At 66.3% G+C, this 15,408-nt stretch carries 20 protein-coding genes; 7 read left to right on the plus strand and 13 right to left on the minus strand.

Annotation, left to right across the window (positions count from 1 at the left end; genetic code table 11):
- Window positions 1-9 precede the first annotated feature (9 nt).
- The 4 genes from J0J06_RS15830 to J0J06_RS15845 all read right to left on the minus strand — a co-directional run bounded on the left by J0J06_RS15830 (window position 10) and on the right by J0J06_RS15845 (window position 1,916).
- Complete coding sequence (locus J0J06_RS15830; protein ID WP_294043669.1) at window positions 10-432, minus strand: nuclear transport factor 2 family protein; 423 nt, start codon at window positions 430-432, stop codon at window positions 10-12.
- Window positions 433-476: 44 nt separating this feature from the next.
- Window positions 477-1,223, minus strand: coding sequence for a 16S rRNA (uracil(1498)-N(3))-methyltransferase (locus tag J0J06_RS15835; RefSeq protein WP_294043670.1), 747 nt, complete (start codon window positions 1,221-1,223; stop codon window positions 477-479).
- 90 nt (window positions 1,224-1,313) lie between these two features.
- Window positions 1,314-1,460, minus strand: coding sequence for a hypothetical protein (locus J0J06_RS15840; protein WP_294043671.1), 147 nt, complete (start codon window positions 1,458-1,460; stop codon window positions 1,314-1,316).
- 24 nt (window positions 1,461-1,484) lie between these two features.
- Window positions 1,485-1,916, minus strand: coding sequence for a DUF2147 domain-containing protein (locus J0J06_RS15845; RefSeq protein ID WP_294043672.1), 432 nt, complete (start codon window positions 1,914-1,916; stop codon window positions 1,485-1,487).
- Between the two features lie 106 nt (window positions 1,917-2,022).
- Between J0J06_RS15845 and ubiA the strand changes: the two genes are divergently transcribed.
- From ubiA to J0J06_RS15865, 4 genes are all read left to right on the plus strand, one after another.
- Entirely contained in the window at window positions 2,023-2,952 is a 930-nt protein-coding gene (gene ubiA, locus J0J06_RS15850; protein ID WP_294043673.1) for a 4-hydroxybenzoate octaprenyltransferase, read from the plus strand.
- A 121-nt stretch (window positions 2,953-3,073) separates the two neighbouring features.
- Entirely contained in the window at window positions 3,074-4,423 is a 1,350-nt protein-coding gene (locus J0J06_RS15855) for a TldD/PmbA family protein (protein ID WP_294043674.1), read from the plus strand.
- A gap of 105 nt (window positions 4,424-4,528) precedes the next feature.
- Complete coding sequence (locus J0J06_RS15860; RefSeq protein WP_294043675.1) at window positions 4,529-5,311, plus strand: 3'(2'),5'-bisphosphate nucleotidase CysQ; 783 nt, start codon at window positions 4,529-4,531, stop codon at window positions 5,309-5,311.
- 111 nt (window positions 5,312-5,422) lie between these two features.
- Window positions 5,423-5,830: a hypothetical protein gene (locus J0J06_RS15865; RefSeq protein ID WP_294043676.1), complete on the plus strand. Its 408-nt coding sequence runs from the start codon at window positions 5,423-5,425 to the stop codon at window positions 5,828-5,830.
- Between the two features lie 4 nt (window positions 5,831-5,834).
- Here the strand turns inward: J0J06_RS15865 and J0J06_RS15870 are convergent, their stop codons facing one another.
- The 3 genes from J0J06_RS15870 to J0J06_RS15880 all read right to left on the minus strand — a co-directional run bounded on the left by J0J06_RS15870 (window position 5,835) and on the right by J0J06_RS15880 (window position 8,425).
- Entirely contained in the window at window positions 5,835-6,542 is a 708-nt protein-coding gene (locus J0J06_RS15870; protein WP_294043677.1) for a hypothetical protein, read from the minus strand.
- 4 nt (window positions 6,543-6,546) lie between these two features.
- Complete coding sequence (locus J0J06_RS15875) at window positions 6,547-7,761, minus strand: toxic anion resistance protein (RefSeq protein WP_294043678.1); 1,215 nt, start codon at window positions 7,759-7,761, stop codon at window positions 6,547-6,549.
- Window positions 7,762-7,855: 94 nt separating this feature from the next.
- Window positions 7,856-8,425 carry an NADPH-dependent FMN reductase gene (locus J0J06_RS15880; RefSeq protein ID WP_294043679.1) on the minus strand — a complete coding sequence of 190 codons (570 nt, stop codon included), beginning with the start codon at window positions 8,423-8,425 and terminating at the stop codon, window positions 7,856-7,858.
- 111 nt (window positions 8,426-8,536) lie between these two features.
- On the opposite strand from J0J06_RS15880, the gene typA reads away from it, so the two are divergent.
- Window positions 8,537-10,360: a translational GTPase TypA gene (typA, locus tag J0J06_RS15885; RefSeq protein ID WP_294043680.1), complete on the plus strand. Its 1,824-nt coding sequence runs from the start codon at window positions 8,537-8,539 to the stop codon at window positions 10,358-10,360.
- Window positions 10,361-10,451: 91 nt separating this feature from the next.
- Here the strand turns inward: typA and J0J06_RS15890 are convergent, their stop codons facing one another.
- Together J0J06_RS15890 and J0J06_RS15895 are read right to left on the minus strand one after the other, a co-directional pair.
- A complete protein-coding gene (locus J0J06_RS15890; RefSeq protein WP_294043681.1) occupies window positions 10,452-10,985 on the minus strand; it encodes a rhodanese-like domain-containing protein in 534 nt (177 codons plus the stop codon).
- Window positions 10,982-11,362, minus strand: coding sequence for a metalloregulator ArsR/SmtB family transcription factor (locus J0J06_RS15895; RefSeq protein WP_294043751.1), 381 nt, complete (start codon window positions 11,360-11,362; stop codon window positions 10,982-10,984). The genes J0J06_RS15890 and J0J06_RS15895 overlap by 4 nt, the downstream gene beginning before the upstream one ends.
- Here J0J06_RS15895 and J0J06_RS15900 point away from each other — a divergent pair.
- Window positions 11,361-11,720 carry a carboxymuconolactone decarboxylase family protein gene (locus J0J06_RS15900; protein WP_294043682.1) on the plus strand — a complete coding sequence of 120 codons (360 nt, stop codon included), beginning with the start codon at window positions 11,361-11,363 and terminating at the stop codon, window positions 11,718-11,720. The genes J0J06_RS15895 and J0J06_RS15900 overlap by 2 nt on opposite strands.
- 62 nt (window positions 11,721-11,782) lie before the next feature.
- On the opposite strand, the gene J0J06_RS15905 is transcribed toward J0J06_RS15900, so the two are convergent.
- Window positions 11,783-12,595: an SDR family NAD(P)-dependent oxidoreductase gene (locus tag J0J06_RS15905; protein WP_294043683.1), complete on the minus strand. Its 813-nt coding sequence runs from the start codon at window positions 12,593-12,595 to the stop codon at window positions 11,783-11,785.
- 73 nt (window positions 12,596-12,668) lie between these two features.
- Here J0J06_RS15905 and J0J06_RS15910 point away from each other — a divergent pair, with 73 nt between their 5' ends.
- Complete coding sequence (locus tag J0J06_RS15910) at window positions 12,669-13,145, plus strand: helix-turn-helix domain-containing protein (RefSeq protein WP_294043684.1); 477 nt, start codon at window positions 12,669-12,671, stop codon at window positions 13,143-13,145.
- On the opposite strand, the gene J0J06_RS15915 is transcribed toward J0J06_RS15910, so the two are convergent.
- From J0J06_RS15915 to J0J06_RS15925, 3 genes are all read right to left on the minus strand, one after another.
- Window positions 13,114-13,752: a peptidylprolyl isomerase gene (locus J0J06_RS15915; RefSeq protein WP_294043685.1), complete on the minus strand. Its 639-nt coding sequence runs from the start codon at window positions 13,750-13,752 to the stop codon at window positions 13,114-13,116. The genes J0J06_RS15910 and J0J06_RS15915 overlap by 32 nt on opposite strands.
- 140 nt (window positions 13,753-13,892) lie before the next feature.
- Window positions 13,893-14,777, minus strand: a complete 885-nt coding sequence (locus J0J06_RS15920) for a hypothetical protein (protein ID WP_294043686.1) — start codon at window positions 14,775-14,777, stop codon at window positions 13,893-13,895.
- Entirely contained in the window at window positions 14,774-15,370 is a 597-nt protein-coding gene (locus J0J06_RS15925; RefSeq protein WP_294043687.1) for a sigma-70 family RNA polymerase sigma factor, read from the minus strand. The genes J0J06_RS15920 and J0J06_RS15925 overlap by 4 nt, the downstream gene beginning before the upstream one ends.
- Window positions 15,371-15,408 lie beyond the last annotated feature (38 nt).

The following is a 15,408-nucleotide window of genomic DNA, read 5'->3' on the forward strand; positions in this document are numbered from 1 at the left end:
CGAAGAAGATCAGGCGGGTTTGACGATACGTATCGGGGTGTATTGCGCCGATACGAGCCGCCAGACGCCCGCATCGCGGCGTACCACATAGACCGCGCGCATCGCTCGCTCGCCGAACGCATAACGCAGGGTGACGATTGCGACGTTGCCGGTGGTCCGAACGGTGCGCTCGTCCATCGTGACGGCGGGGCCGGCGGCCTTCTTTTCCGGGGCGTAGAACCCGAGCATCTTGTCGCGCGGATCGACTTCGCCCAGCGGGGAAATCTCGACGAAATCTGGCGCAGTCAACTCGGCTAGCGCGGCCTGATCGAAGGATTGTTGCGCGGCGGCGAAGGCGTCGACCACGGCAACGGGATCGTTGACACGCGCCGGAGACGCCATCGCGGGAACGGCCGAGGCGATCGCGACGGCGAAAAGGACGGAACGAATCATGACGCCTCCTATGAGTGTATTATTATCATAGGACACGACCTGCGCTACCGCCAATCCCCCGCGACGCTCATCCAGATCGAAACAGCCGCCGCCGCCGCGGTCTCCGCGCGAAGGATGCGTGGGCCGAGGCCGATGCCGACAGCCTGCGGCACGCCTCGAATCGCGTCGCGCTCGGCATCGTCGAACCCGCCTTCGGGACCGATCAGGATCGCCGCCGGGCCTTTGTGCGCGGCCATCGCTTCGGCAGCGGGCGCGCCGCCCAGTTCGTCGGCGAAGAACAACGCGCGATCGACCGGCCAATCACGCAGCAATGCCTCCAGCTTCACTGGCTCAGCCAGCTCGGGCAGCGCGGTGCGATCGCATTGTTCGGCCGCCTCGATCATATGGCTGCGCAACCGCTCGCCATTGATCCGGTCGATCACGGTGCGCCGAGTCAGCACGGGCACCAGACGCGCGACGCCCAGCTCGCACGCTTTTTCGGCGACCCAGTCGATCCGCCCTTTCTTGATGGGGGCGGCACACAGCCACAGGTCGGGCGGCGCCTCACGATCGCGCAGATGCGCGGTCATGTCCAGGATCAGGTCTCGCTTGCCGATCGCGCTCGCGACCCCCAGCCACTCGCCTGTCGCGTCGTCAAACAGCTTGACCGGATCGCCCGCTTTCAGCCTTAACACCGATAGCAGGTAATGCGCTTGCCCCCCATCCACCCGCACTTGCCCACCCTCTGCAAGTGGAGTCTCGACGAACAGTCTCGGCGTCGATCGCGGTGGCCATGCTGGAGTTGCGGGCATACCCCTCCATAGCCCGTTCGTGCTGAGCTTGTCGAAGCACGTGTTCCAAGCCCGCCGTTCGACAGGCTCAGGGCGAACGGTTCGTTTGAATCAGCGCCTTCGCCGCGCCGAGCGCCACCCGATCACCAGCGCCGCGATCGCGAACGCGCCGCCGATCAGCGCCAGCCCCGCCGCTTCGACGATGCCCCAGAACAGCGTCTCGGCGAACCGCGCGATGGCGACGGAGAGATGGACCATCGTGGTCCTAACGGTCGAACCCGGTCAGGGTATCCGCGTCCAGTGCCGCGTCTGGCAAAACACACCCAGGAAGCACCCGACCGTCTTCAACGTGTCGCGATTGAGCAGCGTGATCGTGCCCGATACCGTCATGTCGCGATCGGGCACATAGACCGAACCCTTCCATTCGCTCGGGGCTGACTGGCGGAAATCGCGCAGTAATTGCATGCCGATGATGTCGCGGTTGCGCGCGGCGACCGCCGCTTTGGTCTTGTCGTCGGCCCATACCACGGTCGCGCACATGTTCGTACCGCACGGCGCGGCCTTGATGTGCACCGTATTGTTGGTGTTGCGCCACACGCCCGTCCAGGACGGCACGATCGCGCGCGCCGGCTCCGCGGTGGAGGGTACGGCGAACCCAACCGGCAACAAGGTTAGTGCAACACAGGCAAGCAATCGGGACACAGTCGTTCGCATTGTAAACTCCAGGCTCCCCGCCGTTCCGCCTGCCGTCGCAGCGTGACGACAGTGAGGCAAAGCGTGGCGCTGGTGCGGCAATTGGCATCCGGCTAGTGAACGGTCGATGACCGACACCCCCGAAATCGTGCCCGATACGCAATATAGAGGGCTGGTCGGCGCGCTGCCGCCCTATCCGCGCGCGCTGGCCTCGCTGGCGCGATTCGACCGGCCGATCGGCTGGCAATTGCTGTTCTGGCCGGGCGCGTGGGGCGTCGCGCTGGCGAAGGGGGCCATCGAGCGCTGGGACCTGATCCTATGGCTGGCGCTCGGCAGCATCGCGATGCGCGGCGCGGGATGCGTCTATAACGACATCGTCGACCGCGACCTCGACCGTCAGGTCGCCCGCACGCGGAGCCGCCCGCTCGCCAGCGGCGCGGTACGCCTGAAGGCGGCCTGGGCGTGGCTGGCGGCCCTGTCGCTGATCGGCCTCGTCGTCCTCCTGCAACTTTCGACCTATGCGAAGGTGGTCGCTTTGGTCAGCCTGGCCCCCGTCGCGGCCTACCCCTTCATGAAGCGCATCACCTGGTGGCCGCAGGCCTGGCTGGGCATCGTCTTTTCCTGGGCGGCGCTCGTCGGGTGGAGCGAGGTTGCGGGATCGCTCGCCCCGCCGGGCGGACTGCCGGGGCTACTGCTCTACGCAGGGTCGATCTTTTGGGTGATCGGATATGACACGATCTACGCGCTGCAGGATGTTGAGGACGATGCGTTGGTCGGCGTCCGATCGTCGGCGCGCGCGCTGGGCAGCCGGGTGCGGCCGGGCGTCGCGATCTTCTATGCGTTGGCTGCAGGGCTGTGGGGCGCGGCATTCTGGCAGTTGCGCCCCGACCCGCTGGTCCTCGCCGCTTTGCTTCCCGCCTCGATCCATTTCGCTTGGCAGGTTGCAACGCTCGTCCCAAGCCACGGCGGTAACGCGCTGCATCGCTTCCGTTCGAACCGTTATGCGGGGTTGCTAGTTTTCCTCGCGTGCCTGGTGGTCGGGCAGAGTAGTTTTTAATTCCCCCGTTCGTGCTGAGCCTGTCGAAGCACGTGCCCGGAGCACGCCCTTCGACAAGCTCAGGGCGAACGTAGGGATAGATGCCTTTGACCATCGGCTTCTCGCTTCCTAAGTGCCCTGAATGCTGACCCCCGACATGGCGCACGACCGCGCCTCCGATATCGTTTCCCGCGCCCGTGCCGCCGGTGCTGACGCCGCCGACGCCGTGCTGGGCGCGTCCGCCAGCGTCGATGTGTCGGTGCGGCTCGGCAAGCTCGAGGACGTCGGGCGGTCGGAAGAAGAGGAACTCGGCCTGCGCGTGTTCGTCGGGCGGCGATCGGCGTCGGCCTCGACCAGCGATCTGTCGTCCGACGCGCTCGACATATTGGTCGAGCGCGCGGTCGCGATGGCGCGCGAGGCGCCCGAGGATCAATGGGCCGGGCTCGCCCCGGAAGATCGTCTGCTCAAGGGCGACATCCCGAATCTCGACCTGCACGACGGCGACGAGCCTTCGCCCGCCTCGCTCAACGAAGCCGCACTTGCCGCGGAAGACGCCGCGCGCGCGGTCGCGGGCGTGACCAACAGCGAAGGCGGCGGCGCATCGGCGCATCGCACGACCTGGGCGCTCGCCACCAGCCACGGTTTCGCCGGCGCCTATCACACGACCAGCCACGGCATCCAGGCAAGCGTGCTGGCGGGCGGGGGCGAGGCGGCGATGGTGCGCGATTACGCCTATCACTCGGCACGCCATCTCCGCGATCTCGATTCACCGGAGGCGCTCGGCCGCAAGGCCGGGGAGCGCGCGGTCGCCCGCGTCGGCCCGGTTCAGCCGGCCAGCGGGCCGATGCCGGTGATCTTCGATCCGCGCGTCGGGTCGTCGCTGGTGGGCCACCTGGTCAGCGCGATCGCTGGTGCCGCGATCGCCCGCGGCACCAGCTTCCTGCTCGGTAAATTGGCTGAGCGCGTGTTCGCCGACGGGATCACCATTACCGACGACCCGCACCGCCCGCGCGGTCTGCGCTCTCGCCCGTTCGATGGCGAAGGGCTCGGCGTGTCGCCGACCGATCTGGTGCGTGAGGGCGTGCTGCAGACCTGGCTGCTCGAATCGGCGTCGGCGCGGCAATTGGGACTCGAGCCGACCGGTCATGCCGTGCGCGGCGGATCGGGCGCACCGGGGGTCGGCACCAGCAACACCTATCTCGAGCCCGGCACAGCGACCCGCGACGATTTGTTCGCGGGCGTCGCGCGCGGCGTCTATGTCACCGAGCTGATCGGCATGGGCGTCAACGGCGTGACGGGCGATTACAGCCGGGGCGCGGCGGGCTTCCTGATCGAAAATGGCGAGCTGACGCGCCCGGTCGATGAGTTCACCATCGCCGGCAACCTGGCCGACATGTTCCTCAATCTGACCGCCGCAAACGACTTGGAATTCCGCTACGCGACCAACGTACCGACGCTGCGGATCGACGGGATGACCATCGCGGGTGGCTGATCTCCGCACCCAGCCAAAACCAGGTGCTCCGGCGAAGGCCGGAGCGTTGGCAGTTTCGCGATGCAGCTCCAACGCTCCGGCCTTCGCTGGAGTGCGACTGAGTTGATGGCGACCCTAGCCGACCAGGTCACCGCCATCGCTGCGGAAGCGGGCGCCTATGCGCTCGGGCTGTGGCGGACCGATTACGAGCGCTGGGAAAAGGCGCCGGGCAATCCGGTGTGCGAGGTGGACCTGGCGGTCAACACGATGCTGCGCGAGCGGCTGACCGCGCTGCTGCCCGATGCCGGCTGGCTGTCGGAGGAGACCGCCGACGACGCGGTGCGGCTCAACCGCCGCCGCGTCTGGGTGGTCGATCCGATCGACGGCACGCGCGATTACATCCGCGACCGCGACGGCTGGGCGGTGTCGATCGCGCTGGTCGACGGCGAGCAGCCGGTGATCGGCGTGCTCGACGCGCCGGTGCGCAAGCAGGTGTGGCGCGCGGAAGCCGGCAAGGGCGCGACGCTCAACGGCCGGCCTATCGCGCATAGCGGCCGCACGATCTTCACCGGTTCGCGCACGCCGACGGACAGCCTGCCCAAGGTCGACGCCGACCTGGTCGCGGTCGCCAAGCCCAATTCGATCGCGCTGCGCATCGCGATGGTCGCGGCGGGCGAGGCCGATCTGCTCGCGACGATCCGCTGGGGCCACGAATGGGACGTCGCCGCCGCCGTCCTGATCGCGCGCGAAGCGGGGTGCGAGGTGACCGACGCGCTGGGGCGCAAACTGCGGTTCAACACGCCCCGCGCGGAAGCGTTCGGCGTGCTGGCTGTCGCGCCCGCGATCCAGCTCGCCGCGCTGGCGCGGTTGCATGATCGGGCAGTGGAGGCGTTGGGAAAGCCGCGGTAGGGTGCGCTGCTCACGAAATGGCCGACACCCAAAATATAGACTGGCGACCGCGTCTCGTTAGAGTGCTATGATTCTTGGTATTTCACCAGCATAAGCGCCAGGGGGTGGCAGATGCGGTTTGCAAATAAGAAGCTCACGATGCTGTCCGCATGCCTGGCACTGCTTCCGGTTAAGGTCGTAGCGGCGGATGATTGGATCAAACTGGCAGAAAGCGACAATGGAACTTGGGAAGGCAGGAGGGGATCCGCTCACTTCTCCAAAAACAACTCGGGGGAGGAAGTTGTCGTCGCCTCCGGTCGTATGACCGATTTGAGAACAAAGCAAATTTATTTCGAGCAATGGTATGTCCGGGTGTCAGCCTGCCGGAATGGCTCAGGCAAACTTGTTACCGCGGACATCTCAGGTAATTTTAAGTGGGACACCGACTTCGTGCTGAACGGAGGCAACATCGCTAGCTCCTTAGCGGACATGCTTTGCAGCTTTGTGCAAGAACGCGATGGCAAGGGTCTTTCAAGCTAAACAGCTAAACCCCCGCCGTATCCCCCTGATACTTGATCTCGAGATACCGCCCGCGCGTCGACAGCGCGTCAAGGTCGCCCTGCGCCAATTGCCCGGCCATCTCGTCGATCTGGCCGCCGATCACCTTCAGCCCGTCGACCAGTTGCTGGTCGGGCGTCTTGCCGTTGCGCTCGACGCCGCGCAGGGCGCTGGGCACGCGTTCGTAACCCTTGATGAATTCGGGGAGCTGCTCCCCCACCAGCTTGCGGATTTCGGCGGCGGCGGGGGCGTCGTCGTCGAGCGTCGCGAGCTGCGGCGACAGCGCGTTGAGCTTCACACCGATCGCATCGACGACGCTGATCGCCGGCGCGGGCAGCATCGGGCGCTGCGCGTCGAGCCAGCGGCCGGTCTGCGACGGCAGCGCCTTGAGGTCGGTCTGGCGCAGTTTCTCGTAGGTCACCCGCCGGCTGGTCGGGGTCGCGAGTAGCACCGCAGTCGCGACCAGCATCGCGACGATCATCAGGAAGAAGCCCATGATCCCGATCGGCCCGAACACCAGCCCGATCGTGAACGCCACGCCGATGATCGCGAGGTCGGCGATCGCGACGCGCGTCAGCCGCTTGCCGACATCGCTCTCGCGCTGCTGGCGGCGCGGGCCAACGGCATAGTTCATCGAGGTGCGGTCGAGCGCCTCGCGCGCTTTCGCGATCACCTCGTCGGTCGACGAACTCACGGGACTACACCGCCTCCAGCTTGAACGTGTCCACCTGCGGCCCTTCCAGCGCGGCCTGCGCCTGGCCTTCGGCTCGGGCGATATAGCCCTTCGACTTCTCGACCTCCGACGACAGCGTCGTCACCGTGGTCTTCATGCTGTCGAGCGCCTTCATCTTGAAGTCGTCGATCGCATCCATCGTGTCGTAGATGTTCTGGAACGCGCGCTGCAGCACCTCGACCGGGATGGTCGAGGCGGCTGCCTGTTCATGGATCTGCGCGGTCTGCGACTTCAAGAGCTTGCCGGTCGAATCGATGATGTTCGCGGTCGTCGTGTTGAGCTGCGTGATCTGCTCCAACACCAGCTTCTGGTTGGTCAGCGCCTGCGCCACCGTCACCGCCGTGCGGAGCGCCGCGACCGTGGTGGTCGAGGCGCGGTCGACGCCCTTCACCAGCTCGACATTGTTCTTCTTGACCAGGTCGAGCGCCAGATAGCCCTGCACCGTCACCGCCATCTGCGTCAGCAGATCCTGCGTGCGCTGGCGAGCGTAGAACAGCGCCGTCTCGCGCAGCGCCTTGGCCTTGGCCGGGTCGGTCGCGTCGAGGTCGTTGGCCTTGTTCTCCAGCTTTTCGTCCATCACCTTCGACAGGTGGATCATCTGCTCGAGCCGACCCATCGATGTCCACAGGTTCGACCGTTCGGTGTCGATCGCGGCGTTATCCATGAGGAGCTCATCCTTGCCCGAGGCAAGGCTCTTCAGGATCGCGGAGATGTGGTTCTGCGACGATTTGTACTGGTCGAAATAGCCGGTGATCCGGGTCCCGAAAACCTTGTCGAGGAACCCGCGCCCACCGCCGAAGAACTTGCCGTTGTTCGCCGGATCGAGCTTCTCGATCGTCAGGCGCAACTGGACGAGGTCGGCGCCGACGCCCTGATCCTTGTCCATCGCGCGGACCGGGCGGTCGAGGAAGCGGTTCGACTGGTTCGCCGCCTCGCGGATTTCCTTCTGGCCCATGCTGGTGATGGCGTCGACGCGCTTGCCGAACTCGGGGCTGTCGACGTCCTGCGCGACGAGATCGTCGATGAACGCATCGACTCGCGCCTCCAACTCGCTCTTCTTGGTGTCGTCGACCGGCACCAGCCCCGCCGCCTTGGTCGCGGCGACCACGGGCACGGGATCGGGCGGGGTCAGCACCAGATCGGGTTCGGCGGTCGTCGTTTCGGTCGGCGTGCTAGCCATCGAGTCCTCCTGAGCGTGTCCCCATCATATCGGGCGCGACGCATGCGGCACAAGTGTATTGCAAATGTAACACGCTAATAACGGATGACAAGGTTCAGGCGTTGCGCGCCGCGCGGAGCGCCCGGCCCCACCAATCGAGTTCGCCGAACAACGCCGCGAGCCGCCGGTTTTCTGCTTCGCCCGCAGTGAACCGGTCGCCGTCGCGCATCTGGTGCGCGCCCTGCAAATGCACCGCGCTGCTGAGCGGCGCCATCGCCAGCGCCGCGGTCACCTCGCGGAGTTGCTCGACCGACCGCGATCCGCCCATCCCGCCGTGCGCGACGAACGCGACCGGCTTCCTAGCCCATTCCGCCGCGACGGTGTCGATCGCGTTCTTCAACACCGCGCTCATACCGTGATTATATTCCGGCGCGATCAGGATATAGCCGTCCATCGGGCCGATCACCGCCGCCCATTCGCGCTGCTTCTCGCCGGTATATTTGCCCGTCGCGGGCGGATTGGGTTCGGCGAACATGGGTAATTGCCACTCCGCGAGGTCGAGCAGTTTGGCGTCGAACTCGACCAGCGCGTCGATCTGTTCCTTCACCCAGTTGGCGATCGGCAGCGAGATACGCCCTTCACGGACGCTGCCGACGATGATCCCTATCTTGAGCGCTTCGGCCATGCCTTCGAATTCCTCGCGTGTCGTCGTCCCGATCAAGCCCTAGCCGCACCGCACAAAACGCGCTACAGGCGCCGCCGAACCGCCCGCCGGGCGCTCCAATCAGGATATAGTATGAATCTCCGCAACGTGGCGATCATCGCCCACGTCGATCACGGCAAGACCACGCTCGTCGACCAGCTTTTCCGCCAATCGGGCACATTCCGCGACAATCAGCGCGTCGAGGAACGCGCGATGGATTCGAACGACCTGGAAAAGGAACGCGGGATCACGATCCTCGCCAAGCCGACCTCGATCGAGTGGGAAGGCACGCGGATCAACATCGTCGATACGCCGGGCCACGCCGACTTCGGCGGCGAGGTGGAACGCATCCTGTCGATGGTCGACGGCGTCGTCCTGCTGGTCGATTCGTCGGAGGGCGCGATGCCGCAGACCAAGTTCGTGACCGGCAAGGCGCTGGCGCTGGGTCTCCGCCCGATCGTCGTCGTCAACAAGATCGACCGCCCGGACGAACGCATCCAGGAAGTGCTGGACGAAGTGTTCGACCTGTTCGTGTCGCTCGATGCGACCGACGAGCAGCTCGATTTCCCCGTGCTCTACGCCTCCGGCCGCAACGGCTACGCCAACGAAGACCCGTCGTTGCGCGAAGGGACGCTGACGCCGCTGTTCCGGAAGATCGTCGACCACGTGCCCCCGCCCAGTCTGGACGAGTACGCGCCCTTCACCTTCCTGGTGACGCTGCTCGACCGCGACAATTTCCTCGGCCGTGTGCTGACCGGCCGCGTCCAGTCGGGCGTCGTGAAGGTCAACCAGCCGATCCATGCGTTGAACGACGACGGCAAGATCATCGAGACCGGCCGCGCTTCGAAGCTGATGTCGTTCCGTGGCCTTGAGCGCGTCCCCGTCGAGGAAGCGCGCGCGGGTGACATCATCAGCCTCGCCGGCCTGACGGTCGCGACCGTGGCCGACACCATCGCCGATCCGACCGTGACCGAGGCGATCCACGCGCAGAAGATCGATCCGCCCACGCTGTCGATGCGCTTCGCCGTCAACGACAGCCCGATGGCGGGCCGCGAAGGCAGCAAGGTCACGTCGCGCATGATCCGCGACCGGCTGGAGCGCGAGGCCGAATCGAACGTCGCGATCAAGGTGACCGAAAGCGCCGACAAGGACAGTTTCGAAGTCGCCGGTCGCGGCGAACTCCAGCTCGGCGTGCTGATCGAGACGATGCGCCGCGAAGGCTTCGAACTCGGCATCAGCCGCCCGCGCGTGCTGTTCCGCGAGGACGAGAACGGCAACAAGACCGAACCGTACGAAACCGTCGTGATCGACGTGGACGACGAATATTCGGGCACGGTCGTCGACAAGATGAACCAGCGCAAGGGTGAGATGACCGACATGCGCCCCTCGGGCGGCGGCAAGACGCGCATTACCTTCTCCGCCCCATCGCGCGGCCTGATCGGTTATCACGGCGAGTTTCTGTCGGATACGCGCGGCACCGGGATCATGAACCGGCTGTTCGAGAAATATGGCCCCCACAAGGGCCAGATCGAAGGCCGAAAGAACGGCGTGCTGATCTCGAATGGTTCTGGCGAAGCGAACAGCTACGCGCTCGGCCCGCTCGAGGATCGCGGCATCCTGTTCGTCGGGCATGGCGAAGCGCTCTACGAGGGCATGATCATCGGCGAGAACGCCAAGACGGAAGACCTAGAGGTCAATCCGATGAAGGCGAAGCAGCTGACCAACTTCCGCGCCTCGGGCGGCAAGGACGATGCGGTGCGCCTGTCGCCGCCGAAGAAAATGACGCTGGAACAGGCGATCGCGTACATCGACGACGACGAGATGGTCGAAGTGACGCCGAGCAAGATCCGGCTGCGCAAGCGTTTCCTCGATCCGCACGAGCGCAAGCGGGCGAGCCGGGCAAAGCAAGCCGCTTGATGCAAAAGGGGGCGCCGGAGATGATCCGGCGCCCCCTTTGTTCGATTGTCGGAAGATCGATCGGCGCAGGCGCTCCGGGAGCGTCCGTTCTTCAGACGGCGGCGCGGTTCCATGGCAGGCGCTGGAGCAACAGCGCCAAGCCGCACCAGCCGCTGATCCCGGCAAAGGCAAGCATACCCCCGAATAGCGCGGCGAGGTAGAAACCGAGCGCAAAACCAGCCAGCCCGGCCAGCGTGCAGGCAAGGACCAACAGACCGACGATCATCTGCACCTGACGGAAGATCGAGACGCGCGGCGTCCGACCACCGGCCACGGGCAGCCCGGCGGCGGCCCAAGCCTCTATCCCGCCTTCCATGTTCCGCACCCGCCCGGCAAGCGCCGCGGGCGCGGCAACGCATGCCTGCCCGCCCCGCGCGCCCTTCTGGCACTGAAAGATCACCGTCATGTCGTTGCCGAGCGGCATCCGGTCGAGCAGCGCGGGCGCCTGCGCCAGCGGCATCGATGCGGCATAAGGAATGTGGCCAGCACTGAACTCGTCGGGCTCGCGCACATCGATCAGGACGGCCCTACCCGCCGCCAGCAACTGTTCGGCCTCCATAGGCATGATGGGGTTCACGACGTTCATTCGTCTTCCTTCCTGCAGAAATGGCGGCGCAGCGTCGTCATCATCTCGGCGACGGCAGGGTGGACGATCGTGTAGTGCAGCGTGCGATGGTCGCGCCGCGCGGCGACGATCGCTTCGTCCTTCAGCTTGTTCAGATGCTGCGACATCGACGTCGGCGCGATGCCGGTCGCGGCGATCAACTGGCCGACGCTGCGTTCGCCTGCGGCCAGCTCGCACAGGATCATCAGCCGGTGCGGATTGGCGAGACCGGACAGGAACGCGGCCGCATTTTCGGCATGCGGCGCCATCTCATCGCGCAGGTTGACAGAAAGCGGGCTTGTTTTCATATCGTGAATATATAAATTCATACGAACATAAATCAATAGGAGTTTGACCATGGCCAAGGATTATCGAGCGATCACCCAGGACATCGGCGCCTATACCGCGCAGTTGCGCAAGCTGGCGCCCGAGACGATGCAGGGTTTCCACGCCATATCGAAGGCGGCGAGCGCGGACGGCGCGGTCGATGCGAAGACCAAGGAACTGATCGCATTGGCGATCGGCGTCACCCAGCATTGCGATGGATGCATCGGCTTTCATGCAAAGGCGCTGGTCGGCATGGGGGCAACGCGCGACGAGGTCGGCGAAGTTATGGCGATGTGCGTCTATATGGGCGGCGGGCCGGCGCTGATGTACGCGGCCGACGCCCTGCGCGCCTATGACCAGTTTGCCGATGGCGCACGCCAGGCGGCCTGAACGGGCGGTCCGGCGGGTGCTCCGGGAAACCCGTGCACCACCCGCCCGATCAGGCTGACGGATTAGGCTAGCGCCGGTTCGCGATACCGCTCACCCACGTCGCGTCGGCTGAGGTTGGGGCCCAGCGCGGCGCGCGCAGTCTGCATCTTCTCCCAATGCGCCACTTCGGCATCGGGCAGCGGCGGGATCGTCACGGTTTCGCGCTTGTCGAACCCTGCGAGCGCAGCATCGACCAGATCGTCCACGCCCATTACCATCTCCGCCGGGAAAGCGTCGATGTCCTTGCCCGACCGTTCCCAGATCTCGGTGCGCGTCGCGCCGGGTAGCACGGCCTGCACATACAGCCCCTTGCCGGCGAACTGATGCGCCAGGCTCTGCGTCAGGTTTAGGATATAGGCCTTGGACCCCGAATAGACTCCGTCGAACGTCTCCGGCGCCAGCGCGAGCACCGAGGCGAGATTGACGATCGAACCGCTTCCACGTGCTACGAACGCCTTGCCGGCCGCGGCCGCCAGCAGTGTCGGGGCGGTGATGTTGAGCGCGATCAGCCGCTCGGCCTCGATCGGATCGACGGTCAACAAATTGCCGGTCATCGACATGCCGGCATTGTTGACGAACAGCGTGACCGTCGGATCGCTGACCAACCGATCGGCAACGGTAGCGAGGCCGGCCTTCTCGATCAAATCGGCGCGCAGCACCTCTACCGTACGGCCCGTTTCGGCGCGCAGCCGCTCCGCTAGCTTTTCCATTCGGGCCTCGTCGCGCGCGACTAGGATCAGGTCATAACCGCGCCGGGCCAGCCGGTCGGCATAGACCGCCCCGATACCGGTGGATGCGCCGGTCACCAGCGCGGTTTCATTGTTCACTTGGGTCATCGCCAATCTCCTTCATGCCCGGCGAGTCGCCGAGTGACTTGCATAATGATATGAACGTGACTATCATTATGCAATGGACTTCGAAAAATTGTCGTCGGGCACCTGCCCCGTGGGTCGTGCGTTGGCCCATGTCGGCGATACGTGGAGCGTGCTGATCCTGCGCGACGTCACGTTCGGGATGCGCCGGTTCGACCAGTTGCAGAAGAATTTGGGTATTGCGCCCAACATTCTGACGCGCCGACTCGCCGCGCTGACAGCGGCGGGCGTGCTCGAACGGCGGCGCTATTCGGAGCGGCCGCCACGAGACGAATATGTGCTGACCGAAAGCGGGCGCGATTTCCTGCCGGTACTGCATGTGCTGGGCGCGTGGGCGCGCAAGCACCATGGCGAGGGGGCGCTGAGCGCACTGATCGATACCGCGACGGGGGACGCCGTCGACGCCGTGGTGGTCGATGGCCGCACCGGCCGCACTCTGGCTGAACTGGATCTCTCGCTGGTTCCCCCGCCCGCGATGTCCCTCAGCGATTCTGAAACAGCAGCCACACCTTAGCCCGTCCCGTCGGATGCGGCGTACCGTCGAGCCGCTGCGCCTTCAGGATCGTGACCGGTCGGGTCAGGATCTGGCCCTTCATCGCGCCCTCGCCGCCCGGATTGGTCGGCATCGCCAGGATGCGCTTGACCACGTCCATCCCGCCGACGACGCGGCCGAACACGGCGTAGCCCGGCGATCCCGGACGCGCATCCATGTTGGGCGACGCGCCGACTATCAGTGAGAAATTCGCGGTACCCGTGTTCGCGCCCTCGTAGCGCGCCATCGAAATCGCGCCGTCGATGTGGCGCAGGCCCGTCTTACTGGTCGGCTCCAGCGCGACCGGTTCAAGCCGCCGCCGGGCATCGGTGTCGATCCCACCCTGAACGAAGCCAAGCTGTGGTGCGCCCTTGCGTCGCGAAGCGCGGTAGAAGGTCGTCCCGTCGAGCCGCCCGTCATCGACATAGGCCAGGAAATTGCGCGCGGTAAGCGGCGCATGCTTCACGTCGATCGCCAGCGTGATCACGCCGGCTTGCGTGGTCAGCTTCACGCGGACGATCGGCGGTTCGGTAGTCGCCGGCCGCGCGCCGAGCAGCAGGAACGCCAATAGCCCGACAAATATCCGCATCCCTATCTCCAGCCCGCGCATCGCACTCGTTGCGAAACGCCACGCCCCCGCCTCGTTCAACTGGCGGCGGAGATCAAGCCGGGAAAGGCGGGTGACGACGCCGTCGCAATTACAGGGGGATCACGGCGCCGTCGGTACGTTCAACGCTCCTGCGGCGCAGACCCTTCGCCGGTCTGCAACCACCGTCCGCGACGCCGCATCCGCCATTCGCGAAGCTGCTCGCGCCGCGCCGCGCGCTGGTCCGGGGTCATCGCTTGCCAGCGTTGGCGCCGTTCGATGCGCTGGTCGGGCGTGAGTGATCGGCCCGGCGGCGGCGGCGTGGCGAGCGGCGCGGCGGGCGCAACGAGGGACGGCTTGTCATCGGCCGCGGCGATGTTGCGCGCCTCCAGCCGCTGCTCGAATCGCTTCGCCATCTGCGGATGGCGAGCGAGGAAATCGGCGCGGACCTTCGCCACCGCGATCTTGCGTTCGGCGGGAGGCAGCGCCTTGATCCGCCGCCACTCGGCGAGCGCCGCCCGGCGCTGGGCCGGCGGCAACCCGCGCAGCCTCTCGGCGATCGCGCGCTGCATCAGCGTCGGGCGCACCGGCAGGCCGGCGGCGATCCGCGCGGCGCGACGCTCCCGCCACACCTCCTGGGGCGTCGGAGTCGGCTCGGGCAGCGGTACGGGCGCAGGCGTGATGGCGGCCAGCGAAACCGCCTCGCCCGGCGCAACGCGCGGCTTTTCGGCGCGGACGACATGTTTGGGCTTGGGTGCAGGCGCTTCGGCGACGCGCGTGATGCCGGGGATGCGGATCGGCAATTTGTCGAGCAAACCGGTGGCCGCCGCCGTCGCGGTGGCGATGACCAGTGCGCCCGCCCCCAACAAGATTCGCCCGCGCCGCCGCCAGCCCCCGCGTGAACCGCGCCGCGGCGGGGGAACCGCAACATTCGCCGCAGCGACGATGTCGCGCGCCAGACCGCCGCGCATCGCCGGCACGGTCGCGCGGTCGAGCAGCGCGCGTTCGGCCGACGTGAAGTCGCTCATGCTGCGTCCCCCGCCAACGTCGTGAGTCCGCGTTCGGCGAGCGCCGCCCGCATCGCGCCCCGCGCCCGCAACAACAGAGATTCGAACGCCTTCAGCTTCATCTCCAGCACCTCGGCCGCCACAGCATTGGGCAGCTCCTCGTAATAGGTCAGCACGATCGCGGCGCGGTGCCGCTCGGTCAGGTCGCCGAGCGCGGCCAGCGCCGCTAAGCGCATCTGTTCAGCCGCCATCGCCTCGTCGGCGCCCGGCGTATCGTCGGCTCGCTCCGGCACTTCCGCGTCGCTCGAAAAGCGCCGCCGCCGCAGCCGATCGAGGCAAAGATTGACCGCGACCCGCGTCAGCCACGCCGCGATCCCCGACTGCCCGCTGCTCCAGCGATCGGCGGTGGACCACAACCGGAGCAACGCTTCCTGCGCGACGTCCTCCGCCTCGGTGCCGTCACCCAGCATCCGATACGCGACCCGGTGCAACATGCCGACCTGCGCCTCGACCACGCGCGAAAAGGCCAAGGCGTCGCGACCGGCGATGCGCGCCATCACCGCATCGTCGCCCTCCACCGCCACGGTCTCCCGCGCGGCCGCTTCTTGCGCCATCAACACGCCGTCACATCTACTCCGGGCAGATTAACGCA

The organism is Sphingomonas sp. (genome assembly GCF_017304615.1).
Taxonomy (GTDB): Bacteria; Pseudomonadota; Alphaproteobacteria; order Sphingomonadales; family Sphingomonadaceae; genus Sphingomonas.

Coding starts and splice junctions, on each gene's coding strand:
- J0J06_RS15830 (WP_294043669.1), bottom strand. CDS start 432: ATGATTCGTTCCGTCCTTTTCGCCGTCGCGATCGCCTCGGCCGTTCCC.
- J0J06_RS15835 (WP_294043670.1), bottom strand. CDS start 1,223: ATGCCCGCAACTCCAGCATGGCCACCGCGATCGACGCCGAGACTGTTC.
- J0J06_RS15840 (WP_294043671.1), bottom strand. CDS start 1,460: ATGGTCCATCTCTCCGTCGCCATCGCGCGGTTCGCCGAGACGCTGTTC.
- J0J06_RS15845 (WP_294043672.1), bottom strand. CDS start 1,916: ATGCGAACGACTGTGTCCCGATTGCTTGCCTGTGTTGCACTAACCTTG.
- ubiA (WP_294043673.1), top strand. CDS start 2,023: ATGACCGACACCCCCGAAATCGTGCCCGATACGCAATATAGAGGGCTG.
- J0J06_RS15855 (WP_294043674.1), top strand. CDS start 3,074: ATGCTGACCCCCGACATGGCGCACGACCGCGCCTCCGATATCGTTTCC.
- J0J06_RS15860 (WP_294043675.1), top strand. CDS start 4,529: ATGGCGACCCTAGCCGACCAGGTCACCGCCATCGCTGCGGAAGCGGGC.
- J0J06_RS15865 (WP_294043676.1), top strand. CDS start 5,423: ATGCGGTTTGCAAATAAGAAGCTCACGATGCTGTCCGCATGCCTGGCA.
- J0J06_RS15875 (WP_294043678.1), bottom strand. CDS start 7,761: ATGGCTAGCACGCCGACCGAAACGACGACCGCCGAACCCGATCTGGTG.
- J0J06_RS15880 (WP_294043679.1), bottom strand. CDS start 8,425: ATGGCCGAAGCGCTCAAGATAGGGATCATCGTCGGCAGCGTCCGTGAA.
- typA (WP_294043680.1), top strand. CDS start 8,537: ATGAATCTCCGCAACGTGGCGATCATCGCCCACGTCGATCACGGCAAG.
- J0J06_RS15890 (WP_294043681.1), bottom strand. CDS start 10,985: ATGAACGTCGTGAACCCCATCATGCCTATGGAGGCCGAACAGTTGCTG.
- J0J06_RS15900 (WP_294043682.1), top strand. CDS start 11,361: ATGGCCAAGGATTATCGAGCGATCACCCAGGACATCGGCGCCTATACC.
- J0J06_RS15895 (WP_294043751.1), bottom strand. CDS start 11,362: ATGGTCAAACTCCTATTGATTTATGTTCGTATGAATTTATATATTCAC.
- J0J06_RS15905 (WP_294043683.1), bottom strand. CDS start 12,595: ATGACCCAAGTGAACAATGAAACCGCGCTGGTGACCGGCGCATCCACC.
- J0J06_RS15910 (WP_294043684.1), top strand. CDS start 12,669: ATGGACTTCGAAAAATTGTCGTCGGGCACCTGCCCCGTGGGTCGTGCG.
- J0J06_RS15915 (WP_294043685.1), bottom strand. CDS start 13,752: ATGCGGATATTTGTCGGGCTATTGGCGTTCCTGCTGCTCGGCGCGCGG.
- J0J06_RS15920 (WP_294043686.1), bottom strand. CDS start 14,777: ATGAGCGACTTCACGTCGGCCGAACGCGCGCTGCTCGACCGCGCGACC.
- J0J06_RS15925 (WP_294043687.1), bottom strand. CDS start 15,370: ATGGCGCAAGAAGCGGCCGCGCGGGAGACCGTGGCGGTGGAGGGCGAC.